This window comes from Streptomyces sp. KL116D, from assembly GCF_030766975.1.
Classification (GTDB): Bacteria; Actinomycetota; Actinomycetes; order Streptomycetales; family Streptomycetaceae; genus Streptomyces; species Streptomyces longispororuber_A.
On the sequence record NZ_JASERH010000094.1, the window covers coordinates 62,560 to 87,933 of the forward strand.

24 protein-coding genes and 1 pseudogene are annotated in these 25,374 nt (G+C 70.0%); 13 read left to right on the forward strand and 12 right to left on the reverse strand.

Features of this window, described 5'->3' with window-relative positions; translation table 11 throughout:
• Positions 1–59 precede the first annotated feature (59 nt).
• A complete protein-coding gene (locus tag RBJ77_RS37385; protein WP_372349004.1) occupies positions 60–716 on the forward strand; it encodes a pirin family protein in 657 nt (218 codons plus the stop codon).
• Between the two features lie 21 nt (positions 717–737).
• Here RBJ77_RS37385 and RBJ77_RS37390 read toward each other — a convergent pair whose 3' ends face one another.
• Together RBJ77_RS37390 and RBJ77_RS37395 are read right to left on the reverse strand one after the other, a co-directional pair.
• The gene (locus tag RBJ77_RS37390) at positions 738–1,547 is read right to left on the reverse strand and encodes a serine hydrolase domain-containing protein (protein WP_372349005.1); all 810 of its coding nucleotides are present in this window, start codon (positions 1,545–1,547) and stop codon (positions 738–740) included.
• A 10-nt stretch (positions 1,548–1,557) separates the two neighbouring features.
• A complete protein-coding gene (locus RBJ77_RS37395) occupies positions 1,558–2,025 on the reverse strand; it encodes a GNAT family N-acetyltransferase (RefSeq protein WP_372349006.1) in 468 nt (155 codons plus the stop codon).
• A gap of 95 nt (positions 2,026–2,120) precedes the next feature.
• Between RBJ77_RS37395 and RBJ77_RS37400 the strand changes: the two genes are divergently transcribed.
• Positions 2,121–2,588 (forward strand): MerR family transcriptional regulator, encoded by a 468-nt coding sequence (locus tag RBJ77_RS37400; RefSeq protein ID WP_372349007.1) that lies wholly within the window; start codon positions 2,121–2,123, stop codon positions 2,586–2,588.
• A 4-nt stretch (positions 2,589–2,592) separates the two neighbouring features.
• A complete protein-coding gene (locus RBJ77_RS37405; protein WP_372349008.1) occupies positions 2,593–3,633 on the forward strand; it encodes an aldo/keto reductase in 1,041 nt (346 codons plus the stop codon).
• Between the two features lie 135 nt (positions 3,634–3,768).
• On the opposite strand, the gene RBJ77_RS37410 is transcribed toward RBJ77_RS37405, so the two are convergent.
• From RBJ77_RS37410 to RBJ77_RS37440, 7 genes are all read right to left on the reverse strand, one after another.
• Positions 3,769–4,998, reverse strand: a complete 1,230-nt coding sequence (locus RBJ77_RS37410) for an acyltransferase (protein ID WP_372349009.1) — start codon at positions 4,996–4,998, stop codon at positions 3,769–3,771.
• The gene (locus tag RBJ77_RS37415) at positions 4,995–6,125 is read right to left on the reverse strand and encodes an alpha/beta hydrolase (RefSeq protein ID WP_372349010.1); all 1,131 of its coding nucleotides are present in this window, start codon (positions 6,123–6,125) and stop codon (positions 4,995–4,997) included. The genes RBJ77_RS37410 and RBJ77_RS37415 overlap by 4 nt, the downstream gene beginning before the upstream one ends.
• Positions 6,126–6,371: 246 nt before the next feature.
• Complete coding sequence (locus RBJ77_RS37420) at positions 6,372–7,046, reverse strand: response regulator (RefSeq protein ID WP_372349011.1); 675 nt, start codon at positions 7,044–7,046, stop codon at positions 6,372–6,374.
• 15 nt (positions 7,047–7,061) lie between these two features.
• Positions 7,062–8,435 carry a sensor histidine kinase gene (locus RBJ77_RS37425; RefSeq protein ID WP_372349012.1) on the reverse strand — a complete coding sequence of 458 codons (1,374 nt, stop codon included), beginning with the start codon at positions 8,433–8,435 and terminating at the stop codon, positions 7,062–7,064.
• A 101-nt stretch (positions 8,436–8,536) separates the two neighbouring features.
• Positions 8,537–9,409, reverse strand: a complete 873-nt coding sequence (locus tag RBJ77_RS37430) for a DUF4429 domain-containing protein (protein ID WP_372349013.1) — start codon at positions 9,407–9,409, stop codon at positions 8,537–8,539.
• Positions 9,410–9,485: 76 nt separating this feature from the next.
• Positions 9,486–10,697, reverse strand: coding sequence for an alpha/beta hydrolase (locus RBJ77_RS37435; protein WP_372349014.1), 1,212 nt, complete (start codon positions 10,695–10,697; stop codon positions 9,486–9,488).
• A gap of 190 nt (positions 10,698–10,887) precedes the next feature.
• Complete coding sequence (locus tag RBJ77_RS37440) at positions 10,888–11,529, reverse strand: TetR/AcrR family transcriptional regulator (RefSeq protein WP_372349015.1); 642 nt, start codon at positions 11,527–11,529, stop codon at positions 10,888–10,890.
• 110 nt (positions 11,530–11,639) lie between these two features.
• Between RBJ77_RS37440 and RBJ77_RS37445 the strand changes: the two genes are divergently transcribed.
• The 3 genes from RBJ77_RS37445 to RBJ77_RS37455 all read left to right on the forward strand — a co-directional run bounded on the left by RBJ77_RS37445 (position 11,640) and on the right by RBJ77_RS37455 (position 14,277).
• Positions 11,640–13,250: an MFS transporter gene (locus RBJ77_RS37445; protein ID WP_372349016.1), complete on the forward strand. Its 1,611-nt coding sequence runs from the start codon at positions 11,640–11,642 to the stop codon at positions 13,248–13,250.
• 255 nt (positions 13,251–13,505) lie between these two features.
• Positions 13,506–13,868, forward strand: a complete 363-nt coding sequence (locus RBJ77_RS37450; protein ID WP_255969291.1) for a peptidase inhibitor family I36 protein — start codon at positions 13,506–13,508, stop codon at positions 13,866–13,868.
• A 97-nt stretch (positions 13,869–13,965) separates the two neighbouring features.
• Complete coding sequence (locus RBJ77_RS37455) at positions 13,966–14,277, forward strand: small hydrophobic protein (protein ID WP_372349017.1); 312 nt, start codon at positions 13,966–13,968, stop codon at positions 14,275–14,277.
• A 540-nt stretch (positions 14,278–14,817) separates the two neighbouring features.
• Here the strand turns inward: RBJ77_RS37455 and RBJ77_RS37460 are convergent.
• A pseudogene (locus RBJ77_RS37460) lies at positions 14,818–15,369 on the reverse strand (potassium channel family protein); the annotation flags it as partial.
• 69 nt (positions 15,370–15,438) lie between these two features.
• Entirely contained in the window at positions 15,439–18,171 is a 2,733-nt protein-coding gene (aceE, locus tag RBJ77_RS37465) for a pyruvate dehydrogenase (acetyl-transferring), homodimeric type (protein ID WP_372349018.1), read from the reverse strand.
• 434 nt (positions 18,172–18,605) lie between these two features.
• On the opposite strand from aceE, the gene RBJ77_RS37470 reads away from it, so the two are divergent.
• From RBJ77_RS37470 to RBJ77_RS37495, 6 genes are all read left to right on the forward strand, one after another.
• Positions 18,606–19,037 (forward strand): DUF3052 domain-containing protein, encoded by a 432-nt coding sequence (locus RBJ77_RS37470; protein WP_255969285.1) that lies wholly within the window; start codon positions 18,606–18,608, stop codon positions 19,035–19,037.
• A 176-nt stretch (positions 19,038–19,213) separates the two neighbouring features.
• Positions 19,214–19,672, forward strand: a complete 459-nt coding sequence (locus RBJ77_RS37475; protein WP_372349019.1) for a peroxiredoxin — start codon at positions 19,214–19,216, stop codon at positions 19,670–19,672.
• Positions 19,673–19,789: 117 nt separating this feature from the next.
• Positions 19,790–20,365 carry a TerD family protein gene (locus RBJ77_RS37480; protein ID WP_255969281.1) on the forward strand — a complete coding sequence of 192 codons (576 nt, stop codon included), beginning with the start codon at positions 19,790–19,792 and terminating at the stop codon, positions 20,363–20,365.
• Between the two features lie 106 nt (positions 20,366–20,471).
• Positions 20,472–21,047: a TerD family protein gene (locus RBJ77_RS37485; RefSeq protein WP_255969279.1), complete on the forward strand. Its 576-nt coding sequence runs from the start codon at positions 20,472–20,474 to the stop codon at positions 21,045–21,047.
• Positions 21,048–21,128: 81 nt separating this feature from the next.
• The gene (locus RBJ77_RS37490) at positions 21,129–22,274 is read left to right on the forward strand and encodes a DUF475 domain-containing protein (protein ID WP_372349020.1); all 1,146 of its coding nucleotides are present in this window, start codon (positions 21,129–21,131) and stop codon (positions 22,272–22,274) included.
• Between the two features lie 128 nt (positions 22,275–22,402).
• Entirely contained in the window at positions 22,403–23,149 is a 747-nt protein-coding gene (locus tag RBJ77_RS37495; RefSeq protein ID WP_372349021.1) for a Tellurium resistance, read from the forward strand.
• Here RBJ77_RS37495 and RBJ77_RS37500 read toward each other — a convergent pair.
• Positions 23,136–23,936, reverse strand: a complete 801-nt coding sequence (locus tag RBJ77_RS37500; RefSeq protein ID WP_372349022.1) for a TerD family protein — start codon at positions 23,934–23,936, stop codon at positions 23,136–23,138. The two genes, RBJ77_RS37495 and RBJ77_RS37500, sit on opposite strands and share 14 nt — an antisense overlap.
• 220 nt (positions 23,937–24,156) lie before the next feature.
• Here RBJ77_RS37500 and RBJ77_RS37505 point away from each other — a divergent pair, with 220 nt between their 5' ends.
• The gene (locus RBJ77_RS37505; protein WP_372349023.1) at positions 24,157–25,332 is read left to right on the forward strand and encodes an HpcH/HpaI aldolase/citrate lyase family protein; all 1,176 of its coding nucleotides are present in this window, start codon (positions 24,157–24,159) and stop codon (positions 25,330–25,332) included.
• The last annotated feature ends 42 nt before the right edge of the window (positions 25,333–25,374 follow it).

Below are 25,374 nucleotides of genomic sequence, written 5' to 3' on the forward strand. Positions count from 1 at the left end.
AGTGGAGGGTCCGACGTGACCCCGACACGAGGCCGGAAGCGGGGGCTACCGTGTATCCCGTGATCGACGTACGCCGCTCCGGCGACCGCTACCCCGGCGGCGAACCCGATGCCGGGATCGACTCCCGCCACGCGTTCTCCTTCGGCCCGCACTACGACCCGGACAACCTGCGCTTCGGCGCGATCCTGGCCTGCAACGAGGAGCACCTCGCCCCCGGCGCCGGTTTCGCGGAACACCCGCACAGCCACACCGAGATCGTCACCTGGGTCGTCACCGGCGAACTCACCCACCGCGACTCCACCGGCCACGAGTCCGTCGTCCGGCCCGGCGACGTCCAGCGCCTCAGCGCCGGCGCCGGCGTCCGGCACGTGGAGCGCAACGACGGCATCGAACCGCTCGCCTTCATCCAGATGTGGCTGGCCCCCACCGACCCCGGCGGCGAACCCGCCTACGAGGTGGTCCACGGCATCGCCGACTCGACCCCCTACGACGTCCCGGCGGCCGGCGCCATGCTCCACGTCCGACGCCTGACCCCGGGCGACCGGGCCGAACTGCCCGCCGCTCCCTACGTCTACCTCCACGTGGTGCACGGTGAAGTGCGCCTCGGCGAAGAGGAGTTGGCCCCCGGCGACGCCGCCCGCATCACGGCGGAGCCCGGCCTGGAACTGCGGGCGACGACGGACGCGCAGTTGCTGATCTGGGAAATGAGCGGCTGAGCCTTCCCCAGGGCCCTTGGCTCAGATCTCCGCGAGCACCGCGTCGGTGAACGGCGGCCACACCTCTGCCGCCCACGGCCCGAACGCCCGGTCCGTGAGCGCCACACATGCCGCCCCGGCAGCCGGGTCCACCCACAGGAACGTGCCGGACTGCCCGAAGTGCCCGAACGTCCGCGGCGACGAAGAGCTCCCCGTCCAGTGCGGCGACTTGTGGTCCCGGATCTCGAAGCCGAGCCCCCAGTCGTTCGGGTTCTGGTGCCCGTACCCCGGGAGCACCCCCTTCGTGCCCGGGTACTGCACGGTCATCGCCTCGGCCACGGTCCGCGGGTCGAGGAGCCGAGGCGCCTGCACCTCCGCGGCGAACCGCACCAGGTCGTCCACCGTCGACACGCCGTCCTTGGCGGGTGAGCCGTCCAGCGAGGTCGACGTCATGCCCAGCGGTACGAGCACCGCCTGGCGCAGATACTCGGCGAACGGGATGTCCGTCGCCTTCGCGATGTGGTCCCCGAGGACCTCGAAGCCCGCGTTCGAGTACAGCCGCCGGGTGCCCGGCTCCGACGTCGTCCGGTGCTCGTCGAAGGCGAGTCCGCTGGTGTGGGCCAGCAGGTGCCGGACCGTCGAGCCCGCCGGGCCGGCCGGCTCGTCGAGCTCGATCGCGCCCTCCTCGTACGCGACGAGTGCCGCGTAGGCCGCGAGCGGCTTGGTGACCGAGGCCAGCGGGAAGCGGTGGTCCGTGGGGCCGTGTGTCCCCGTCACCGTGCCGTCCGCACGGACGACGGCTGCGGCGGCGGTCGGGACCGGCCAGTTGTCGATCAACGCGAGGCTCTGCATGAGTACGAGCCTAGAGCGTCAGCCTCATCGCGGGCGCGGGGGTGCGGGCGAACCCGAGGGAGGCGTACAGCGGCTCGCCCTCCGCCGTCGCGTGCAGATCGATCCGGTGCACATCGCGCTCCCGGAACCAGTCGAGGAGCGCCTCCATGCAGGCCCGCGAGTAGCCCCGGCGCCGGTGGTCAGGATCGGTGCACACATTGAAGACGTGCCCGGCGGTGCCGGCCGGATTGCCGGGGCCGCCCAGGCTGTGGTCGATCGCTCCGGTGGCGCAGGCCGCGAGCGTCCCGGAGCCGTCCGGGGCGTCGACGACGAACGCCGTCAACTCGCCGTCGGCGGAGGCGAGATGGGACCGCAGCGCGGCGACCGTGGCCGGCTGCCACCGCACGTCGTCGCTGGGCCGCATCGCATCGAGCATGATCTTGCGCAGGCGGGTCAGTTCTTCGGCGTCCTCGGGGACGGCACGGCGGACCAAGGGCATGATCCGCACCGTAACCGGACGTCTCCGGGATGTCGTCCGGATTTCCCCACGATGTGCTTGCTTGGAGTGCACTCCAAGGTTCTAGCGTGGGGCCCATGACGGTGATGGAGACCACCCCCGCACCCGCCCCGGACAAGGTCGACGTCTGTGCCGCGGCGCCCGAGTCACACCCGCGCCCGAACGGCCAGGACCGCTACACGATCAGTGAGGTCGTCGCCTTCACCGGGCTGACCGCGCACACCCTCCGCTGGTACGAGCGGATCGGCCTGATGCCCGACGTCGACCGCTCGCACACCGGCCAGCGTCGCTACAGCAACCACGACCTGGACTGGCTCGCCTTCGTCAACAAGCTCCGGCTCACCGGGATGCCCGTGGCCCACATGGTCCGCTACGCCGAGCTGGTGCGCCTGGGCGAGGAGACCTTCGCCGAGCGCCAGGAACTGCTCGAGTCGACCCGCCGCGACGTCCTGAACCGCATGGCCGAACTCCAGGACACCCTCGCCGTGCTCGACCACAAGATCAACTTCTATGCCGGTACCCGTCCGGCGCCGGAAAGGGATTGACCGCATGAGCACGGAACGGACGCCGCAGGCAGGCGGGCGGCGCATATCCACTGTTGAGTTGGGAAGCAACGGGCCCGTGGTGGGCGCTCAGGGCCTCGGCTGCATGGGCATGAGCTGGGCCTACGGTCCGACGGACGCCGACGGAGCCCGGGCCACCCTGGAGCGGGCCCTGGAACTCGGCGTCACCCTGTACGACACCGCCGACGCCTACGGTGCCGGTGAGAACGAGAAGTTCCTCGCTCCTTTCGTCAAGGCGCACCGCGACGAGATCGTCCTGGCGACCAAGTTCGCCATCGGACTCGACCCGAGCGACCCGAACAAGCGCGTCATCAGCAACGATCCCTCCTACATCCGGACCTGCGTCGACTCCAGCCTGGAGCGTCTGGGCGTCGACTCGGTCGACCTGTACTACATGCACCGCCGGGACCCGAAGGTGCCGATCGAGGAGACGGTCGGCGTGATGGCCGAGCTCGTCGCCGCGGGCAAGGTCAAGCACCTCGGCCTCAGCGAGGTCACCGCCGACGAACTGCGGGCCGCGCACGCCGTCCACCCCATCGCCGCCGTCCAGTCGGAGTGGTCGCTGTTCAGCCGCGACATCGAACGGTCGGTGGTGCCCGCCGCCGCCGACCTGGGCGTCGGACTGGTCCCGTACTCCCCACTCGGCCGTGGCTTCCTCACCGGCGCCTTCGTCAGCGCCGACAAGGAGTTGTCCGCCGACGACTTCCGCCGCCAGCAGCCCCGCTTCACCGGCGACAACGCCGCCGCCAACGCGACCCTCCTGGAACCGGTCCGCCAGGTCGCCGACGCGCACGGCGCCACCCTCGGTCAGATAGCCCTGGCCTGGGTGCAGCGCCAGGCCGAGACCTTCGGACTCTCCGTCGTCCCGATCCCCGGTACCCGCAAGCCCGGCCGGGTCGAGGAGAACACCGCGGCGACCCGTGTGGTGCTCACCGGCGAGGAGTTGGCGCTGCTCGAACCGATCGCCTCCCAGGTCGCGGGCGACCGCTACGCCGACATGACCTTCACGTCGGCGGGCCGCGAGTAGCCGGACCCCGGGAGTCCCGACCAGCCGCGCCTCGGCTGACTCGACGCACGGCCGTCGGGCACCGAGGCCGCGGCCGGTCGCCCGCCCTCGCCGCCACCGCAGCACGCCCGAGGCGGCGAGCGGCGCACGGGCCCCTCATGCCAGCCCCAGCGCGAACACCGCGAACCCGGCGGCGAGCACTCCGGCCAGCGCCCGCCGCCCCCGGCTCGCACGCTTCCACGGAGACTCGAAGCCCCGTGCGTAGCGGCCTATCAGCGCGAGCAGCGCCGCGAACAACGGCAGCCAGGCGAGACGGACCGCTATCCAGACCAGCGTGTCCGGGGCCGTCGTGAGGCCCGGTATCGCCCCGGCGAAGGAGGCGGGGACCGCCGCCGCGAGCATCGCCGTCTGGTGCCAGCACAGGATCGTCATCGCCGACAGATTGATGACCACGACGGGCGCCCAGAGCGCGGGCCGGCGCAACAGCCGGCCGATGCGGTCCCGCAGCAGTATCGCCGCGCCGCTCTGCGCGGCGGCCAGAGCGAGGACGAGCAGCGACGGCGGATGCGAGTTCGTCCGGGCCTCGCCCGGCACACCCACCATCGAGGCCGGGTAGTGGAAGGCGAGGAGGAGCGCCGCGAACAGCGCCGTACCTCCGACGAGCAGTGCCCAGGCGCCCCGCCTGCCGAGCTTCTTCTCGCCCCAGCAGACGCCCAGTTGATAGGCGAACATCCAGCCCGGCAGCAGGTTCAGCAGGCTCAGCCACGAGGGCATGGCCGAGGCGAGCGGACCGTACCGGAGGAAGTCCACGACGGCGACCGAGCCGATGAGCGGCGCCGCCGCCCAGACGCCGAGCCTTCTCGCGGCCCGGACGCACCACGGAGTGAGCGCCGTGATCACGGTGTAGACCCCGACGAACCACAGGGGCTGTATCACCAGCGTGGAACCCGTCCGCAAGGTCGTCCCCGGCACCCCGAGGGCGTACAGGACCGGGATCATCGCGGCCCAGACCGCGGTCACCCCCAGCACCGGGCGGCCCAGGCGGGCGAGCCTGCCCCGCAGCCAGCCGGCCGTCGAGGCACCACGCTCCCGGGCCCGGCGGTACGAGAGGACCGACGCGTACCCGCCGACCAGGAAGAACACGCCCAGCATCTGCAGTACCCAGCTCAGCGGGGCGAAGAAGCCGAAGGCGGCCAGCGGGCTCGCATTGTGCAAGGCGCCCTGGGCGTCGAGGGAGAAGCCGCCGAGGAGCCAGTGGCCGGTCGGAACGGCGAGCAGCGCCAGAGCGCGCAGCCCGTCCACCGCCCGGTCCCGGTCGGCCGGGGTCTTCGCGTCGATCGCGGCGACCGCGGAAGAAGCGGACGCCCGCAAGGTGGTCAGGCTCATGATGATGCTCCGGTGGCGATGTCGGCGAAGGCGTGCAGCGAGTCCGTGCCGGGTGCGAAGTAGCCGGTGTGGCCCTCGGCGCGCTCGGTGGGCACGGGGCGGGCGCCGAACGAGGAATCGGTGGGATCGGCGCCGTGGCCGAGGCCGAACAGCTCGACGTTCGGCACCTTGCCGATCCAGTCGGTGTCGTCCCGGGCCGCCCACACCCGGGCCCCGGTGTGCAGATCGGCCACGCTGTCGGCGCGCAGTCCGGGCGAACCGAGCACGACGAGGTCGGACGCGGGGAGCCGGGCCGCGGCGAGCCCGCACACCACCGACCCGTAGCTGTGACAGAAGACGGCGGGCTTCGGCAGGCCGGCCGCGGTGAGGCCCTGCACGAAGCGCGCCAGCCGGGGCGCTCCCGCCTCGGCGAGCCGGCCCGTGGCGGCATCGGGGCCGAGGCCCAGCGGCGTGGTGTATCCGACCCACGCCACCACGGCCGTGCCGTCGCCCGAGGCCGCCTGGAGGGACCGCGCCATGCCGGCAGGCGTCCCGTACACGTCCCTGGCCCGGTCGAACGAACCCAGGTCGATGTCCGAGCCGGGCACGATCACGGAGACGTGCCGGGCCTTCACCAAGTCCCCGTACACCTCGGCGACTTGACCGCGGCCACGGGGATCGAAGGCGAGGATCCGGCGGCCGGGAGCGAGCAGCTCGGCGCACCGCTCGGCGAGGACGCGCGCGGTCTCCCGCTCCTGCGGGGTGCGTGAGGAGTCCGCCGCGTCGGCCAGGGCCCGGGCCCGCTCGGCCCGCAACGCCATCCCGTTCGCCTCGTATCGCAGGGCGGTCGGCGCCCCGTCCAGATTGCCGACGACCGACGGATGCCGGACCGCGAGCTCGTGCCGCTCCGCCGTGCTCAACACACGGAAGAACGCGGCGACTTGAGCGGGGCTCGCCGTCGCCGGATCGGGCAGGTCGCGCCCCAGCGAACCGTCCGCGCGCCAGGACGCGCTGCCCGGCGGCGGACCGGTCAACGGGCGCTGCTCGTGCCCCGACGCCCAGCCCGCCGTACCGGCGACGATGGTCGTCGTGAGCGCCGCGGCGACCAGCGTGCGGCGGCCGCGTCGTTTCCAAGAGCCCAGGCCCATCGCCCGTCTCCCCTCCGTCTGTTGGCGTGACGAGGGGAAGGTAGAAAGACGGCCTGGGGCGGGACGTCACACCACGGAGCCAACTTGCAGGTGATACCTGGGTATCCGTGTCTGATACCGCAGTAGGGGGTGGCGCGACCGCACGGCGCTCACCTCGCAGGATGAACTGATACCGCGGACGTCACCGAAGGCACGGGCCGGACGGGAAACCGGCCCGCGGCGCACGAAGTGCTACCCGGGCAGGGGCTACTGGCCGCCGGGCGTGACGAGCCCCGACTCGTACGCGAAGATCACGGCCTGGGCCCGGTCACGCAGTCCCAACTTCGCCAGCACCCGGCCGACATGGGTCTTCACGGTCTGCTCGGCGAGCACCAGCTTCTCGGCGATCTCCTGGTTGGACAGACCGCGCGCGATCTCCTCCAGAACCTCCAGCTCCCGCGGCGTCAGGCTCTTGAGCTCGGGGGAGAGGTCCTTGCGCTTCGGCCGGGTCCTGGCGAAGTCCGCGATGAGCCGCTTGGTGACCGTCGGCGCGAGCAGCGCCTCACCCGCGGCCACCACCCGCACCGCGGCGATCAGGTCGGCGGGCGGCGCGTCCTTCAGCAGGAAGCCGGACGCACCGGCGCGCAGCGCCGCGTACACGTAGTCGTCGATGTCGAACGTGGTGAGCATCAGCACCTTGGGGCGGTGCACCACGCCCGGCGGCGGCTCCAACAGCTCCTGCGCCGCGGCGAGTCCGTCCATCTCCGGCATCCGGACGTCCATGAGAACGACATCGGGATGGGTGGAGCGGCTGACCTCGACGCCCTTCTTCCCGTCCGGGGCCTCACCCACGACGTCGATGTCGCTCTGCGCGTTCAACAGCGCGGCGAATCCCGCCCGCACCATGGTCTGGTCGTCGACGATGATCACCCGGATGGTCATGCGTGCCGCATTCCTTTACGCCGAGGGGGAGTCGGGCACGGTCAGCGGGAGACGGGCCGCCACACGGAACCCTCCGTCGGGCAGCGGTCCCACGTCCAGCGTGCCGCCGACCAACCGTACGCGCTCACTCATCCCGACCAGCCCATGTCCCGTGCCACCTGACTCGATCGGGGACAGTGGCTCCGTCGCCGGCCCGTTGACCACGATCACCAGCAGGGCGTCGTCGTCGAACGCGATCGAGATGTCCGCCCGCGCGCCGGGCGCGTGCCGCACCACGTTCGCCAGCGCCTCCTGCACGATGCGGTACGCCGACAGGTCCACCGCCGGTGGCACGTCCCTCAGTTCGCGCACCAGCGTGAGCTCCGGGAACGACAGGTCGGCGGGCACGCCGCCCCGTATCGTCGCGTCGACCAGCTGCCGCAGATGTGCGAGGCCGGGCTGCGGCACCAGGTCGCCCTGGGCGTCCTCGCTGCGCAGCACCGCGAGCAGGCGCCGCATCTCCGTCAGCGACTCGCGCGCGCCCGCGGCGATGGATTCGAACTCCTCACGGGTCTCGTCGGTCAGACCCTGCAACCGGTACGGCGCGGAGTCCGCCTGCACGGTGATCACCGACATGTGGTGGGCGACGACGTCGTGCAACTCGCGGGCGATCCTGGCCCGCTCCTCCAGGAGCGTGCGGCGGGTGCGCTCGGCCTCGCTGATCGTCTCCTGCTCGACGAGCTTGCGGCGGGTCTCGCCGCGCTCGCGCACCAGCGCGCCCAGGAGCAGCACGACGCCGCTCAGGACGATGAGGAGCACGCCCGTGTCGTGACTGCTGTCGTCCCGGAGGAGGCCGACGGCGATGCTCGCGACGACGGTGACCAGCCAGATGCCGATCAGCGTGCGTCGGCTCTCGCGCAGCGCCAGGGCGATGCACAGCACCAGATACGCCACGACGACCATGGGCGTCCAGGGCGAGGGGCGGCCCGCGTCCCCCTGGAACAGCGGGATCGTGCCCAGGACATTGGCGGCGATCATCAGGTACCAGGCGGTCAGCGGGCGACTGACCGCCAGGATCAGCGGGGCGGACTGGGCGACGGCGATCGCTCCGGCGAGACCGCCGCCCACCCCGTAGTCGTTCGACAGCACCTGCGTCGTGACCGGGATCAGTGTCACGGTGAAGCTCACCGCGACGAGATAGGGCAGCAGCCGCATCCAGCGCTTCGGTGCCTGTGCCAGCAGGGGCTCGGAGCGGTCACCGTCGACGGCGACCGTCAGCGCCGCACCGGCGGCGGCCAGTCGGTCGCCGACGCGCCGCAGGGCGCCGGGCAGCCGCCGACGGCCCGCTCGTCCGGAGTCTTCGTCCGGAGGGCGCGGCGCCGGGTCGGGAGAGATCGGTGCAGTGCTCATGGCCAGTTCAGCGTAGGCAATGAGCAGGGCGCGTGCCGTCATACCGAGGTGCTCACCGCACCCCCTACCCAGGTATCACAGAGCGGTGCGGGCCCCGGCCGTCACAGCTCCGCGAGCAGCTCCGCCTTCTTCGTCGTGAACTCCGCGTCGGTGACCAGCCCCGCCTGGTGCAGCTCACCGAGATGCCGGATGCGCTCGGCGATGTCCGCCGGATCACGACGGCCGGCCGACGCCGTCTCCGCACGCAGCTGCCCGCCGGCGGCCGGTCCGGCCGTGCGCACGGCCGCCAGCACCGATGCCGCGAACGGCAGGGACTCGTGGACCGGGCCGTAACCGAGCCCGAAGACCACCGCCGCCGGATCCTGGTCGGCCTGCCCCGCCTGCTCCGTGGCCGCGTCCCGGTGCAGCAGCCGCAGATGCCCCTCGAACAGCTCGGGCGAGCGCCACTCGACACCGCTCAGATCGCCGACCGGGAACGTCTTGTCCCCGGCCTTCCACTTCGCCGACGACGCCCCCGTCCAGAACCAGCGGAAGGACACCGACCTGCCGTCGAAGGACGCCTTGCCGTCGTACGCCTTGAACTGGAGCGGCGCCTCGGGCGGCGCCACCAGATAGCCGTCGGACCGGGTGTCCTCGTCGGCGACGAGCTTCTCGCGCAGTTCGTCGGCGTAGTACTCGGCGAGCGTCTCCCGCTCGGCGGGCAGCACCAGGCGGTACGGGTCGCAGCCCTCCTTGAGCTGCCCCGCCGCCGCGTCCATCAGCGGATCGGCGCCCGGTCTCGGCTCGGCGTGCAGCACCACGGTCCCGCGCTTCCCCGGAGTCAGGGTCACCGCCGCTATCGCTTCCAGAGGGATGCGGCGCTCGCCCAACGCCTGAAGGAGCTTCGGCGTGCGGATCCCCCGTTCGAAGCGGATGAGCACGGAGTCTGTCTCGAACTCCCAGGCGGCATGAAATCCGGCCAGTACGTCACCCATGCGGCTCATCGTATGCGGCACGCGCGCCTCCGTCGCCTGTTGCGTCGGACCACTGTTCCGCCGTTCTCTACGCGCGTCAGGTCGAGGCACCGCCGGAAAAACCCTCCCGGCAGTCCTGGTTCGCGCCGGCACACCGCACCGATCGGTACGAGCCAGTTCCGATCTCGGCGAAGTTGCTCAGGCTCTCGGTGCCCGGCACGAAGTATCCGGTGTGTCCCTTGGCGTTCGCCGCCGAGACGACACGGGCCCCGAAGGCCGTGGAGACGGGATCGGCGCCGTGACCGAGACCGCCCACCTCCATGTTGGGCACGTCCTGGATCCAGTCGTCCTTGTCACGGGTCGCCCACACGCGCGCGTGGGTGCCCAGGCCCGAGGCGTTGTCGGCCCGCATCCCGGGGCTGCCGGCCACCGCGATGTCGCTGACCCGCGCGGGCAGGCGGTGCGCCGCGACGCCGCACACCACGGACCCGTAGCTGTGGCAGTACAGGGCCACGGGCGAGCTGCCGGGCAGGCCGCGCAGCATGGCGTTGAGCCGGACCGCACCGTCGTCGGCGCGCATCGAGGTCGCGGCGTCCACACCCAGGCCGACGGGGGCCGTGTAGTCGGCCCAGGCGATGACCGCGGTGCGCGTGCCGGGGCTCGCGGTGCGCTCGGCGGCGTACAGCGAGCGAGCCATGCCCACGGGGGCCGAGTACTTGCGGAACGTGCGCTGGAAGGTCAGCACGTTCGTGTCGACCCCCGGCACCACGACCGAGACGCGCTGCGCCTTGTCGAGGTCGCCGAAGACCTCGGCCACCCTGCCGTTGCCCAGGGGGTCGAAGGCGAGGATCTTGCGGTCGGGGTGCGCGAGCAGCGCGAAGCGTTTCATGCGCTGCCTCGCGTCGGCGTGACCGACGGACGACAGCCTGTCGTCGTGCATGCGCTGGTACTCGACCCTGCGGGCCTGACCGAGCGCGGTGCGGTTGGCGCTGTACCGCAGCTGCACGGGCGCACCGTTCATGTTGCCGACCGCGAGCGGATAGCGGACGGCGAGGACATTGCGCTGGTGGGGCGTGAGCGAGGCGAAGAAGTGCGCGAGGCGGGTGGGGGAGCCGTCGGGCGCGGGCAGGGCGTGTCCGTTGATGCGGCCGTGCTCCCAGGCGGTGAGAGCGGTCCGCAGGGGCGATGCGACGCCCCGGTGGTGACGCACCGCGGTCCAGCCGGTGGTCGCCAGCATGACGAACACGACGGCCAGCGCGAGCAGTGCGCGCCAGACGTTGAGTTGGGGGGACGAGTCGAAGGAAGTCACTGCGGGACACCCTAGGAGAAGCGCGTGGGACTCCGTGCAGCGGGTGAGGCACATCACGTTTTCAGCGGTGTATTTGGGTAAAAGCGGACGTAGTTGCGGTCAAGCCCTCACGGTGAGTGAGGGGCCCGGGCGCCCCACGCGCGCGGGAGTGCGACCTGGCTCACTCCCGCGCGGCTCACCTCGGTCGGGCTCACGTCCGGCCAGGGCGCCAGTGTTCGCCGAGCGACGGCTTCAGGTGATCGAGGTACGACTCGGTGAGCGCGCGGATCGCCTCGACGCTCGCGTCCTCTCCCGCGCCCCACAGTCGTCCGGTCATCCGCATCACACCGCTGAACGCGGCCACGGCCACCCGCGGGCGTGGGTCGCTGTCGACGTCGAGGCCCTCGCGCTCGGCGATCACCCGCGCGGTCTCCTCCTCCAGTTCGATGGAGCGGCGCAGGTGGGCGGCGAGGAGGGAAGGGGTCGATTCGATCATCTGGTAGGTGCGCATGTGGAGTTCGACCGGAATGACCTCCTCCACGGAGCGGCTCAGTGCGTCCCACGTACCGAGGACGGCCTGCCGCATGGCCTCGAACGGGCTCTCCTCCAGGGGGCGTTCGCGCAGCGCGGCGACGAAGCGGGACTCGACCATCTCCTGCACGGCGAACGCGGCCTCTTCCTTGTTCGCGAAGTACCGGAAGAACGTGCGCTGCGAGACCTCGCAGGCCTCGGTGATCTCATCGACCGTCGTCCGGTCGAAGCCCTGGGACGTGAAGAGCTCAAGTGCCGAGCGCAGCAAGGCGTTTCGCGTCCGCTGCTTCTTGAGCTCACGCAGGTTGAGTCGCGCCGCCATGGTCCTCTTTCTCACTGTTTGTGCGGCTCACCTTGGTGTGAGCGACGTGACAGTTACCGACTTGTGAAATGCTTTGTCAACTGTCAGCAGCTGTCACTAGCCTCGAACACATGACTAGTCAGACCACTGTCGACAAGGCGGACCGGGTTCCGGAGCCCGAGCCTGTCCCGGCACCGGCCAAGGGGCTGCGCGGCCACCCCTGGTTGACTCTCTTCTCCGTCGCGATCGGCGTCATGATGGTCGCCCTCGACGGCACCATCGTCGCCATCGCCAACCCGGCCATTCAGAAGGACCTCGGCGCGAGCTTCGCCGACGTCCAGTGGATCACCAACGGCTACTTCCTCGCCCTCGCGGTCACGCTGATCACCGCGGGCAAGCTCGGCGACCGGTTCGGCCACCGGCAGACCTTCCTCATCGGTGTGGTCGGCTTCGCCGCCGCGTCGGGGGCCATCGGCCTCTCCGACAGCATCGCGTTCGTGATCACGTTCCGCGTGTTCCAGGGTCTGTTCGGCGCGCTGCTCATGCCTGCCGCGCTCGGCCTGCTGCGGGCGACGTTCCCCGCCGAGAAGCTGAACATGGCGATCGGCATCTGGGGCATGGTGATCGGCGCCTCGACCGCCGGTGGTCCGATCCTCGGCGGTGTGCTCGTCGAGCACGTCAGCTGGCAGTCCGTCTTCTTCATCAACGTGCCCGTCGGCGTCCTCGCCCTCGGACTCGGGCTCGCCATCCTCCTCGACCACCGGGCGGAGAACGCGCCGAGGTCCTTCGACATACCCGGCATCGTGCTGCTGTCCGGCGCGATGTTCTGCCTCGTGTGGGCCCTCATCAAGGCGCCGGCGTGGGGCTGGGGCGACGGCATGACGTGGACGTTCATCGCCGCGTCGGTGCTGTGCTTCGCCCTGTTCGCGGTGTGGGAGACGCGAGTCGCCGAGCCGCTCATCCCGCTGGGCCTCTTCCGCTCCGTGCCGCTGTCGGCCGGTGTGGTTCTCATGGTGCTGATGGCCATCGCGTTCATGGGCGGCCTGTTCTTCGTCACCTTCTACCTGCAGAACGTGCACGGCATGAGCCCGATCGACAGCGGTCTGCACCTGCTCCCGCTGACCGGCATGATGATCGTCGCCTCCCCGCTCGCGGGCGCGATGATCACCAAGGTCGGCCCGCGCATTCCGCTCGCGGGCGGCATGGCGTGCACGGCCGTCGCGATGTACGGCATGTCCACGCTGGAGGCGGGCACCGGCAGCGCCATCATGTCCGTCTGGTTCGCCCTGCTGGGCCTCGGCCTCGCGCCCGTGATGGTCGGCGCCACCGAGGTCATCGTGGGCAACGCGCCGATGGAGCTGTCCGGCGTGGCCGGCGGGCTCCAGCAGGCCGCGATGCAGATCGGCGGCAGCCTCGGCACCGCCGTGCTCGGTGCCGTGATGGCGTCGAAGGTCGACAACGACCTCGCCGGGAACTGGGCGGACGCCAAGCTCCCGCCGCTCACGGAGGCCCAGTTGGACCAGGCGTCCGAGGCCGTCCAGGTCGGCGTCCCGCCCGTCCCGCCGAACACTCCGGCGGCCATCGCCGGGAAGATCACGGACGTCGCGCACGACACCTTCATCTCCGGCATGAGCCTGGCCTGCCTGGTCGCCGCGGGTGTCGCGGTCGTCGCCGTCCTCGTCGCGCTGCTCACCAAGCGCGGTGAGAACGCCGAGGCGGGCGCGGGTGCCGCGCACATCTGACGGCGGACGGACGCCCGTCCGGGCCGCCGGGACCACGGCGCCGGACGCACGTCTTCAAGCCGTGGACAGGGCGCTGAAACCGCCCTTGTGAGGGAAGCCCCCGGGGAACTATCCGGGGGCTTTCGCTTATCCGGGTGACGTCGCCCGGCGACCCTTCCCGGAACCAGATCTTCCGGGCCAGAGTGTCAGGCAAGTGATCAGTCGCGAACGCAACTGGTCGATACGACACGGGGGTTGAAGCACATGCGTACATCCATGCCCATCACCGTCGCCGCTGCCGCACTCGCCGCGGTGGCCCTCACTCCCGGCCTCGCCACCGCGGCGGCGCCACCGACGCTCGGCAACTGCGCGGCGGGGGAGTTGTGTCTGTGGAGCAAGACCGGGTTCAAGGGGCAGCGGCACAGCTATGAGCTGTCCGGGATCGACATCGAGAGTTGCGTCGCGCTGCCGGAGGGGAGCAGCGCGGCGTCCCTCGCCAATCGAACCGGCCGTCCCGTGACCACGTACCAGTCCGCGGAGTGCGCGGAGACCGGGGAGTTCCAGACCTATCCCGGCAGCGGTACCTGGGAGCCCGAATCGCCGTACCGGGCGCGGGCGTTCAAGGTCTGGGAGAGATGACGGAGACCCGCGCGCAATAAGAGGCGGCCCGCGCGATAGACCGCGGAAAGCGGGGGTACCCGAAGCATCGCCCGAGTCCGGACTAACTCAGGGAGTGATGATGGCGGGCTTCGGACATACCACGCGCAAGCACCCCCGCTCACGTGGCCGCACCGGGTCACGGACCGGGCCGGACCGCGCGTCGCTCGGAATCATCGGCCTCGTCTGCGCGATCGCAGGGCTCTTCGTCCTGGGGATCGTGCTGGGACCGGTCGCCGTCGTCTGCGGCTGGCTGGCCATGGGCCGTCGTTGGACCGGTACGAAGTCGGTGCCGGCCCTCGTCGCGGTCGTGCTCGGCGCGATCGAGACCCTGCTCGCGATCATCTGGCTGGCCACGGCGGCCGGCTCTGCCGCGGGAGGACTGTTCTGAGCGCGAGCCGTTGACCGTTCCGAGCGGTCGACCAGAGGCAGCCCCGGGTCAGTTCCCGGGGCTGTCCGCGGTCGCACCTGGGTTGGGGTGCGGCACGCCCGGCTCGCCCGAGGCCGCGAGCGAGGAAGCGGTCCCCGGCCGGTCCGTTCTGGGCCGGTCCGCCGTCCCCGGCTGACACGCCGTCCGCGGCTGGCCCGCCGTCCCCGGCTGACCCGCCGTCCCCGGCCGGTCCGCCCTACCCGGTCGGTCCGCCTGACCCGCCTGACCCGCCAGGCCAGGCACCCCGGAAACCCCAGGTACCCCGGACACCCCGGACACCCCGGACACCCCAGCCACCCCAGCCACCCCAGCCACCCCAGATGATCCCGGCTGCCCCGACAACACCGCCACCTGGGCCCGCAGCGCCCGTACTTCCTGTGCGAGCGCCTCGATCGCCTCCGTCTGGCGACGCTCCTCCGCGTCGTCCTTCTCGAACCGGGAGATGAACCACGCCGCGATGTTGGCGGTGACCACACCGAGCAGCGCGATGCCGGACAGCATCAGACCCACCGCCAGCACCCGACCCATGCCCGTCGTGGGCGCGTGATCGCCGTAGCCGACCGTCGTCATCGTGGTGAACGACCACCAGACGGCGTCGCCCAGCGTCTTGATGTTGCCGTTCGGCGAGTCCCGCTCCACCGAGAGCACCGCCAGTGAGCCGAACATCAACAGGCCCACCACGGCACCGGCGACGTACGTCGTCAGCCTTATCTGCTCCGCCATGCGGGCCCGCCGGCCCACCAGGAGCAGCGTCGACACCACACGCAGCAGCCGCAGGGGCTGCGCCAGAGGGAGCACCACGGCAAGGAGGTCGAGCGGGTGCGAGCGCACGAAGTGCTTACGGTCCTGGGCGAGGAAGAGCCGGACCACGTAGTCGAGGGCGAAAGCGCCCCACACCACCCACTCCACGACGGTGCACGCCTCGTTGACGGCGTGCGAGGCGTCCGGCCGGACGATGGGGACCGCGTAGGCGACGCCGAAGACCAGGGCGAGTGCGAGCAGCGGTCGCTGCGAGCGCCGCTCCCATCGGATCCGTGCCGTTTGCTCCTTCATGCGCGCATCGTAGAAAAAGCCGGAGGGCGGCGGGACCACAGGTCCCGCCGCCCTCCGGGGAAGGACGCGTCAGGCGTCGCCGCCGGCCGCGCCGGGATCGGCGGCCGTGACGTCGAGCAGCTGGTACCGGTCGATGGCCTGCTTCAGGACCGAGCGGTCGACCTTGCCCTCACGCGCGAGCTCCGTGAGGACCGCGACCACGACCGACTGCGCGTCGATGTGGAAGAAGCGGCGCGCGGCGCCCCGGGTGTCCGCGAAGCCGAAGCCGTCGGCGCCCAGCGACTGGTACGTGCCCGGCACCCAGCGGGAGATCTGGTCGGGGACGGACCGCATCCAGTCGGAGACCGCGACGAACGGGCCCTGCGCGCCGGACAGCTTCTGCGTGACGTAGGGCGTGCGCTGCTCCTCCTCGGGGTGCAGCAGGTTGTGGCGCTCCACCTCCACTGCCTCGCGGCGCAGTTCGTTCCACGAGGTCGCGGACCACACGTCGGCGCGCACGTTCCACTCCTGCGCCAGGATCTGCTGGGCCTCCAGGGCCCACGGGACACCGACGCCCGACGCCATGATCTGGGCGGGGATCGAGCCCGACGTCCCGGTGCTGATGCGGTGGATGCCCTTGAGGATGCCCTCGACGTCGACGTCGGCCGGCTCAGCGGGGTGCTGGATCGGCTCGTTGTAGACGGTCAGGTAGTAGAAGACGTCCTCGCTGTCCGGGCCGTACATCCGGCGCAGACCGTCCTTGACGATGTGTGCGATCTCGTAGGCGTACGCCGGGTCGTAGGCGACGCAGGCCGGGTTCGTCGAGGCCAGCAGCTGGGAGTGGCCGTCGGCGTGCTGGAGGCCCTCGCCGGTCAGCGTCGTACGGCCCGCGGTGGCACCGAGGACGAAGCCGCGCGCCAGCTGGTCGGCCATCTGCCAGAACTGGTCGCCGGTGCGCTGGAAGCCGAACATCGAGTAGAAGACGTAGACCGGGATCAGCGGCTCGCCGTGCGTCGCGTAGGCCGAGCCCGCGGCGATCAGCGACGCCGTGCACCCCGCCTCCGAGATGCCGTCGTGCAGCATCTGGCCGGTCGGCGACTCCTTGTAGGCGAGCAGGAGTTCACGGTCCACGGACTCGTACTGCTGGCCGAGCGGGTTGTAGATCTTCGCGCTCGGGAAGAAGGAGTCCATGCCGAAGGTGCGGTACTCGTCGGGGGCGATCAGCACGAAGCGCTTGCCGATCTCCTTGTCCCGCATCAGGTCCTTGAGGAGCCGGACGAACGCCATCGTCGTGGCGATCGACTGCTGACCCGAGCCCTTCTTCACACCCGCGTACGTCTTGTCGTCCGGGAGCTGCAGCGCCTTGGAGCGCACGACCCGGGTCGGGACGTACCCGCCCAGCGCCTTGCGGCGGTCGTGCATGTACTGGATCTCTTCGGAGTCGCGGCCCGGGTGGTAGTACGGCGGGGCGCCGCCCTCGAGCTGGGCGTCGGTGATCGGGATGTGCAGCCGGTCGCGGAAGCCCTTCAGGTCGTCGACCGTGAGCTTCTTCATCTGGTGCGTGGCGTTGCGGCCCTCGAAGTTCGGGCCCAGCGTCCAGCCCTTGACGGTCTGCGCCAGGATGACCGTCGGCTGGCCCTTGTGCTCCTTGGCCGCGGTGAACGCCGCGAAGATCTTCTTGTGGTCGTGGCCGCCGCGGCCCAGGTGGAGGATCTGGTCGTCGGTCATGCCCTCGACCATGGCGCGCAGCCGGTGGTCGTCGCCGAAGAAGTGCTGGCGGATGTACGAGCCGGGCTCGGTGGCGTACGTCTGGAACTGGCCGTCGGGCGTCGTGTTCAGCCTGTTGACCAGCACGCCGTCGCGGTCCTGCGCGAGCAGCGGGTCCCAACTGCGGTCCCAGACCAGCTTGATGACGTTCCAGCCGGCACCGCGGAACTGGGACTCCAGCTCCTGGATGATCTTGCCGTTGCCGCGCACCGGGCCGTCGAGGCGCTGCAGGTTGCAGTTGACGACGAAGGTGAGGTTGTCGAGGCCCTCGCGGGCGGCGATGGAGAGCTGGCCGAGGGACTCGGGCTCGTCCATCTCACCGTCGCCGAGGAAGGCCCACACCTGCGACTTGGAGGTGTCGGCGATGCCGCGCGCCTCCATGTAGCGGTTCATCCGGGCCTGGAAGATCGCGCCGAGCGGGCCGAGGCCCATCGAGACGGTCGGGAACTCCCAGAAGTCCGGCATCAGGCGCGGATGCGGGTACGACGAAAGGCCGTTGGGCGCCTTCGACTTCTCCTGGCGGAAGGCGTCGAGCTGGTCCTCGGTGAGCCGGTCCAGGAGATACGCGCGGGCATAGATGCCGGGCGAGGCGTGGCCCTGGAAGAAGATCTGGTCGCCGCCGTCCCCCTCGTCCTTGCCACGGAAGAAGTGGTTGAAGCCCACGTCGTAGAGCGACGCCGACGAGGCGAAGGTGGCGATGTGGCCGCCGACGCCGATGCCGGGGCGCTGGGCGCGGGAGACCATCACCGCGGCGTTCCAGCGCGTCGCGTTGAGGACCTTGCGCTCGATCTCCTCGTTGCCGGGGAAGAAGGGCTCGTCCTTGGTGGCGATCGTGTTGATGTAGTCCGTGCTGCGCATCTCGGGCACGGCCACGCGCTTCTCACGGGCCCGCTCGATCAGTCGGAGCATCAGGTAGCGGGCCCGCTCGCGGCCGCGTTCGTCGACTGCGGCGTCAAGGGAGTCGAGCCATTCCTGAGTCTCTTCTGGATCGAAGTCAGGGACCTGGCTGGGAAGACCGCCAATGATGATCGGGTTGCGATCGGATCCGGAAGCCACGCTGTTCCTTCACTGTCGGTGATGCCACTGTTCCACTGTCGGGTACGCCGTTGTCCATCGTGTACCTCGAAATCGGAATCGTCATCTCTACCGAGAGGTAAACGGGACGGCCGGCGGGTGACCCATGAGAGGGTTACGAACAAATCGCAACGATACGCCCATGTCGCTCAGGTGTTCTGCGGGGTCGCACGGCCTTCGTTACGCTGGGTGTGCGGGTCAGTACGGGCAAACCCGGCAGATCGCTGTGGCATACATCACTGGTCTGCGGGGATCCTTGACTGGAGTTGCGGTGACACCGCCTGGAACGTCACCGTTTCGGCGGTCTCGGGGGCCGGGTACTTGCGCGATCCGTCGCGCACGTGTGGACTACGGCCAACGCTCCGCGCGTACGCGGGGCTGCAGACAACTTCGTAAACATGATCAGGAGGCAATCCGTGAGCGCGACCGCGGACCACGCGGAGACGAACCTTGCCGTAAGGCTCGGTTTCCAGCCCGACATGGTGGTCCAGGAGATCGGCTACGACGACGACGCCGATCAGGAGCTCCGTGAGGCCATTGAGCAGGCCACAGGTACCGAGCTCGTCGACGAGGACTATGACGACGTGGCGGATGCCGTGGTGCTCTGGTTCCGCGAGGACGACGGGGACCTGACCGATGCTCTGGTGGATGCCATCGCGTACATGGAGGAGGGCGGTTCCATCCTTCTCCTGACGCCGAAGACCGGGCGTGACGGCTACGTCGAGCCCAGCGAGCTCGGCGAGGCCGCCACCACCGCCGGACTCTCGCAGACCAAGAGCATCAACGCGGGCAAGGACTGGAACGGCAGTCGGCTCATCACGCCGAAGGGGGCCGCCAAGAAGCGGTAGCTCTCCGGCGGAACCGGTATCCCCATGCGAGGCCTTCGCGGGTGTGCTCTTGCGCGCCGCGCGGAGGCCTCGTGTGCGTTCACGGCGCGGTGAGCCGCCACCTGGAGAACGCCGGTTCCCCGGCGCCAACTAGGCTGAAGCCACCCGAACAGCCCCACCGAAGGGAAGCTTCCACCATGGCGATCGAGGTCGGCACCAAGGCTCCGGAGTTCGAGCTCAAGAACCAGCACGGCGAGACCGTGCGGCTCTCGGACTTCCGCGGCGAGAAGAACGTGGTGCTGCTCTTCTACCCGTTCGCTTTCACCGGGGTGTGCACCGGTGAGCTGTGCGCGCTCCGCGACGAGCTGCCCCGGTTCGTCAACGACGACGTGCAGCTGCTCGCCGTCTCGAACGACTCCCCGTTCACGCTGCGCGTCTTCGCCGAGCAGGAGGGCCTCGAGTACCCGCTGCTCAGCGACTTCTGGCCGCACGGCGAGGCCTCGCGTGCCTACGGTGTCTTCGACGAGGAGAAGGGCTGCGCGGTGCGCGGCACCTTCATCATCGACAAGGAGGGCGTGGTCCGCTGGACCGTCGTGAACGGCCTGCCGGACGCCCGCGACCTGAACGAGTACGTCAAGGCGATCGACGCCCTGTGACTCGACACCCGGTGAGAAGCCTCGCCGGGGGCGGGAACCCGTCACTAGGATCCAGACGTTGATCCGATGCCAACGCACTACGGGGCTCCCCGCCCCTACAGACCATAGGGAGGACTCGTGGGAGTCAGCCTCAGCAAGGGCGGCAACGTATCGCTGAGCAAGGAGGCCCCTGGCCTCACGGCGGTCGTCGTGGGCCTGGGTTGGGACGTCCGGACCACCACCGGTACGGACTTCGACCTCGATGCCAGCGCCATCCTGACGAACGCGGAGGGCAAGGTCCGCAACGACCAGGACTTCGTGTTCTTCAACAACCTGAAGAGCGCCGACGGCTCGGTCGAGCACACCGGTGACAACCTCACCGGTGAGGGCGAGGGTGACGACGAGCAGGTCAAGGTCAACCTCGCGACGGTCCCGGCCGACGTGGACAAGATCGTTTTCCCGGTCTCGATCTACGACGCCGAGAACCGCCAGCAGTCCTTCGGCCAGGTGCGCAACGCGTTCATCCGCGTCGTGAACCAGACGGGCGGCGCCGAGATCGCCCGCTACGACCTCTCCGAGGACGCCTCCACCGAGACCGCCATGGTCTTCGGTGAGCTGTACCGCAACGGCGCGGAGTGGAAGTTCCGTGCCGTCGGCCAGGGCTACGCGTCGGGTCTGCGCGGCATCGCGCAGGACTTCGGCGTCAACGTCTGAGCCGTAGCCCAGCACCCCGCTCATCCGTCCGGCGCCGCACTCGAAGCAGTGCGGCGCCGGACGCGCTCAAGAACAGCAGTGCCCAACCCCGGGGAGGACCACGATCATGGGCGTCACGCTCGCCAAGGGAGGCAATGTCTCCCTCTCCAAGGCCGCACCGAATCTCACCCAGGTCCTTGTCGGGCTCGGCTGGGACGCACGCTCCACCACCGGAGCCGACTTCGACCTGGACGCCAGTGCGCTGCTGTGCAGCGGCGGCCGGGTCATGGGTGACGAGTGGTTCATCTTCTACAACCAGCTGAAGAGCCCGGACGGCTCGGTCGAGCACACGGGGGACAACCTCACGGGTGAGGGTGACGGTGACGACGAGTCGCTCCTGATCGACCTCTCCAAGGTGCCGGCGACCTGCGACAAGATCATTTTTCCCGTGTCGATCCATGACGCGGACAACCGCGGCCAGACCTTCGGCCAGGTCAGCAACGCGTTCATCCGGGTCGTGAACCAGGCGGACGGCCAGGAGCTCGCCCGCTACGACCTCTCCGAGGACGCCTCCACCGAGACGGCGATGATCTTCGGCGAGGTGTACAGGTACGGCGGCGAGTGGAAGTTCCGTGCGGTCGGCCAGGGGTACGCGTCCGGCCTTCGCGGCATCGCTCTAGACTTCGGAGTCAACGTTTCCTAAAGCGTTTCTCAAGCCGTGCACGGAGCGGGGGAGCCCCGTACAACCAGCACGGGGAAACCCGTACACACGATGGGGTAGGCAGTGGTCCTGAAAACCTTCGGTTGGTCGTTCGCGGTCACCGTGCTCGGGTTGATCGCGGCGGTGTTCTACGACGGTTGGGCCGCGTTCGGTGTCGTCGCGATCCTCGCCATCCTGGAGATCTCGCTGTCGTTCGACAACGCGGTCGTCAACGCCGGGGTCCTGAAGAAGATGAATGCCTTCTGGCAGAAGATCTTCCTCACGGTCGGCGTGCTGATCGCCGTGTTCGGCATGCGGCTGGTCTTCCCGGTCGTGATCGTCGCGATCAGCGCCAAGATGGGCCCGGTCGAAGCGGTCGACCTCGCCTTCAACCAGCCGGACCGCTACCAGCAGCTGGTCACGGACGCGCACCCGTCCATCGCCGCGTTCGGTGGCATGTTCCTGCTGATGATCTTCCTCGACTTCATCTTCGAGGAGCGCGACATCCAGTGGCTGCGCTGGATCGAGCGGCCGCTGGCCAAGCTCGGCAAGGTCGACATGCTGTCGGTCTGCATCGCCCTGATCGTGCTGCTCGTCGCCTCCATGACGGTCGCGGTCCACGCCCACCAGCACGGCGGCGTGCACGTCGACAAGCAGGCGACGGTGCTGCTCGCCGGCGTCGGCGGCCTGATCACCTACCTCATCGTCGGCGGCCTCTCCAGCTTCTTCGAGAACCGCCTCGAAGAAGAGGAGGAGCGCGAGCACGAGGCCGAGGAGCAGGCCAAGCGCGAGGGCAAGCCGCAGTCCGCGGTGCTGCTCGCGGGCAAGGCCGCGTTCTTCATGTTCCTCTACCTCGAGGTCCTGGACGCGTCGTTCTCCTTCGACGGCGTGATCGGCGCCTTCGCGGTCACCAACGACATCGTGATGATGGCGCTGGGCCTGGGAATCGGCGCCATGTACGTCCGTTCGCTCACGGTCTACCTGGTCCGCCAGGGCACCCTGGACGACTACGTGTACCTGGAGCACGGCGCGCACTACGCGATCGGCGCCCTCGCCGTGCTGCTGCTGATCACCATCCAGTACGAGATCAACGAGGTCATCACCGGCCTGATCGGCGTCGTCCTGATCGCCTGGTCGTTCCTCTCCTCGGTCCGGCGCAACCGGCGGATCGCGGCCGAAGAGGGCGGAAGCGGGAGCCCGGACAAGGCCCAGGTGTCATCCGGGGTTTGACCCCCGGGGCAATCCTGGAACGCTGTTGAGCGGGGCGGTCGTACGAGGACGAGTCCTCACCGGCCGCCCCGTCGGCATGTTCGGCGGGTGCGGGAACACACGGGAACGCGGCGGAACTTGGGGGCGGGATGTCCTTCTGGGACAAGCTATGGCGCGGGAACTCCGCGCAGTTCGAGTTCGATTCGGGCAGCGCGGCGACCAACACCATCGAACTCACCAAGCGGCACCCGGCCGTGTCGCTCTCCAAACAGGGCGCGGCCACCGGCAATCTGCGGATCAATCTGCACTGGCGGATGCGGACGTCGGACATCGGCGGACCGAAGCGGAACAGCCTGGTGCGGCATCCGTTCCGGATGTTCAAACCGGACGTGGTGCAGGCGCACACCCAGTCCATGGTCAACGTCGACCTGGACCTCGGCTGCCTCTACGAGCTGGTGGACGGCGAGAAGGGTGTCGTACAGCCGCTGGGCAGTTTCTTCGGCGCGCTGAACGCGCCGCCGTACGTGAAGCTGAGCGGGGACGACCGGTTCGGATCGGCGTCCGGCGAGACCATCTACGTCAATCTCGATCACCGCGACTCCATCAAGCGCCTGCTGGTCTTCGTCTACATCTACGACCAGACGCCGGCGTTCGACCGTACGCACGCCGTCGTGACGATGTACCCGAGCAACGGCCCGCGCATCGAGATCAGCCTCGACGAGCGGCAGCCGCAGGCCCGCTCCTGCGCCGTCGTCTCCATCGAGAACGTCAAGGGCGATCTGGTGGTGCGGCGCGAGGTGCGGTTCGTGTACGGGTTCCAGGCCGAGCTGGACCGGCTGTACGGCTGGGGCCTGCAGTGGGGCCGGGGCTACAAGTCGAAGGTCAGCGGCCGATGAACTGCGGGCCCTGCGGCGGCAGCCGGAAGGCCGGGTCGGGCATGGGCCCGGCCGCCACCGGCTGCGGGTAGCCGTACGCGGGCTGCTGCTGCGGGGCCGGCTGCGTCGCGGGCTGCGGCGGGTAGCCGTAGGACGGCGGCTGCTGCGGCGGCAGCGGGAAGGCGGACCGGGCCGTCGCGGGCGCCGTGGCCGGCGTCGGGGAGGCCGGAGCGGGGGCCGGTGGGTGCGCCGCTTCCGACTCGGTGGACTCGTCGACCGAGATGCCGAAGTCCGAGGCGAGGCCCTCCAGGCCGTTCGAGTAGCCCTCGCCGACCGCGCGCAGCCGCCAGCCGTCGCCGCGCCGGTACAGCTCGCCGCAGATCAGAGCCGTCTCGGCGCCGGTCTCCGGCTTGATGTCGAAGTGCGCGAGCGGCTCGCCGCCGTCCGAGCCGGCGTCGTACACGAGCATGCGCAGCGACGACACGTACTTGAACTGGATGTCCTCGGCCGACGCCACCAGCAGGATCCGGGCGATCTCCGGCGGGATGCCCGCGAGGTCCGCCTGGACGGTGTCGGTCAGGCCCTCGGCGACCCGCTTCTTGCCGAGCCGCCAGACCTTGCCCGAGGGATGCCGGGGCTGGTTGTAGAAGACGAAGTCCTCGTCGTCCCGGACGCGTCCGTCCGGCCCCAGCAGCAGCGCCGAGGCATCGACGTCGGGCACGCCAGGCCCCTGGGACCAGCGCAGCACGGCGCGCACCGCCGTGGCGTCGAGCGGGAGGTTCGCCCCCTTGAGCATCGCGTGCGTCATGCGGTCATCCTGCCTTCCCGCTGCCCGTCGGGACAACGCGGGGTGCCCGGATCGACGTGCACGCGTACGGCCGGAACACGCCGTACGACATGCCTGGGTTACCAGAATTTCATTGCGGACGGGAACCCTTGACACACCTTTGTACGTACTATTACCGGCCACATCACGTCGGGTGGCCGAGCAGCGGCCGCGCACCACGGGCCATCACCGGGGGAGTCTTATGCGTCATTTCGGGCACATCGCCCCTGAGGTGCGGGAGCGCCTGTTCCACCGGGAGCCACGGGTCTTCACCGCGGACTCCTCGCCCCGCATGCTCGCGGCCGCGCTGGGAGCCACGCTCTACAGCCCGGCCACCCGCCCGCGCCTCGCGGACGACGTGCTCAAGCTGGCCGGACGCGGTGTCGTCTCCATGGTGCTGTGCCTGGAGGACTCGATCGACGACGCCGAGGTGTCCGGCGCCGAGGACAATCTCGTGCGCCAGTTCGCGGACCTCACGGAGCGGGTCGCGGCCGGCGCCGAGCCGCCGCTGCTGTTCATCCGCGTCCGGGAGCCGGCGCAGATCACCGACCTGGTCCGCCGCATCGGCCCCGGCGTGGCGCTGCTGTCCGGATTCGTACTGCCGAAGTTCACCGAGGAGCGGGGCGTTCCGTTCCTTGAGGCGCTCACCGCCGCAGAAGCCCCTGCCGGACGTCGACTCTTCGCCATGCCGGTCCTGGAGTCCCCGGAGCTGCTGCACCTGGAGACCCGCACCGAGACGCTGGCCGGCATCTCCCGCACGGTCGACAAGTACCGCGAGCGCGTCCTCGCGCTGCGCCTCGGCGTCACCGACTTCTGCTCGGCGTACGGACTGCGCAGGCCGCCCGACATGACGGCGTACGACGTGCAGATAGTGGCCTCCGTCATCGGCGACGTCGTCAACCGGCTGGGCCGGGCCGACGGCACCGGCTTCACGGTGACCGGGCCGGTCTGGGAGTACTTCCGCCACCAGGAGCGGATGTTCAAGCCGCAACTGCGCCGCAGTCCCTTCCTGGAGGGGCGGGCCGACGAGCTGCGGCAGGCCCTCATCGAGCACGACATGGACGGACTGCTGCGCGAGATCGAGCTGGACCGGGCCAACGGACTGCTCGGCAAGACCTGCATCCACCCCTCCCACGTGCTGCCCGTGCACGCGCTGTCCGTCGTCAGCCACGAGGAGTACAGCGACGCGCAGGACATCCTGCGGCCCGAGCGGGGCGGCGGCGGAGTCCTCCGGTCCGCGTACACGAACAAGATGAACGAAGTGAAGCCGCACCGCGCCTGGGCCGAGCGGACCCTGCAGCGCGCGGAGGCGTTCGGGGTGGCCCGTGAGGACGTCGGCTTCGTGGAACTGCTGACCGCAGGACTGCCCGGTGCGTGAGGGCGGGCCGGTGCGTGAGGACGGGCCGGCGCGAGTGGGCGA

Coding starts and splice junctions, on each gene's coding strand:
- RBJ77_RS37390 (WP_372349005.1), bottom strand. CDS start 1,547: ATGCAGAGCCTCGCGTTGATCGACAACTGGCCGGTCCCGACCGCCGCC.
- RBJ77_RS37395 (WP_372349006.1), bottom strand. CDS start 2,025: ATGCCCTTGGTCCGCCGTGCCGTCCCCGAGGACGCCGAAGAACTGACC.
- RBJ77_RS37400 (WP_372349007.1), top strand. CDS start 2,121: ATGACGGTGATGGAGACCACCCCCGCACCCGCCCCGGACAAGGTCGAC.
- RBJ77_RS37405 (WP_372349008.1), top strand. CDS start 2,593: ATGAGCACGGAACGGACGCCGCAGGCAGGCGGGCGGCGCATATCCACT.
- RBJ77_RS37410 (WP_372349009.1), bottom strand. CDS start 4,998: ATGAGCCTGACCACCTTGCGGGCGTCCGCTTCTTCCGCGGTCGCCGCG.
- RBJ77_RS37415 (WP_372349010.1), bottom strand. CDS start 6,125: ATGGGCCTGGGCTCTTGGAAACGACGCGGCCGCCGCACGCTGGTCGCC.
- RBJ77_RS37420 (WP_372349011.1), bottom strand. CDS start 7,046: ATGACCATCCGGGTGATCATCGTCGACGACCAGACCATGGTGCGGGCG.
- RBJ77_RS37425 (WP_372349012.1), bottom strand. CDS start 8,435: ATGAGCACTGCACCGATCTCTCCCGACCCGGCGCCGCGCCCTCCGGAC.
- RBJ77_RS37430 (WP_372349013.1), bottom strand. CDS start 9,409: ATGGGTGACGTACTGGCCGGATTTCATGCCGCCTGGGAGTTCGAGACA.
- RBJ77_RS37440 (WP_372349015.1), bottom strand. CDS start 11,529: ATGGCGGCGCGACTCAACCTGCGTGAGCTCAAGAAGCAGCGGACGCGA.
- RBJ77_RS37445 (WP_372349016.1), top strand. CDS start 11,640: ATGACTAGTCAGACCACTGTCGACAAGGCGGACCGGGTTCCGGAGCCC.
- RBJ77_RS37450 (WP_255969291.1), top strand. CDS start 13,506: ATGCCCATCACCGTCGCCGCTGCCGCACTCGCCGCGGTGGCCCTCACT.
- RBJ77_RS37455 (WP_372349017.1), top strand. CDS start 13,966: ATGATGGCGGGCTTCGGACATACCACGCGCAAGCACCCCCGCTCACGT.
- RBJ77_RS37475 (WP_372349019.1), top strand. CDS start 19,214: ATGGCGATCGAGGTCGGCACCAAGGCTCCGGAGTTCGAGCTCAAGAAC.
- RBJ77_RS37485 (WP_255969279.1), top strand. CDS start 20,472: ATGGGCGTCACGCTCGCCAAGGGAGGCAATGTCTCCCTCTCCAAGGCC.
- RBJ77_RS37495 (WP_372349021.1), top strand. CDS start 22,403: ATGTCCTTCTGGGACAAGCTATGGCGCGGGAACTCCGCGCAGTTCGAG.
- RBJ77_RS37500 (WP_372349022.1), bottom strand. CDS start 23,936: ATGACGCACGCGATGCTCAAGGGGGCGAACCTCCCGCTCGACGCCACG.
- RBJ77_RS37505 (WP_372349023.1), top strand. CDS start 24,157: ATGCGTCATTTCGGGCACATCGCCCCTGAGGTGCGGGAGCGCCTGTTC.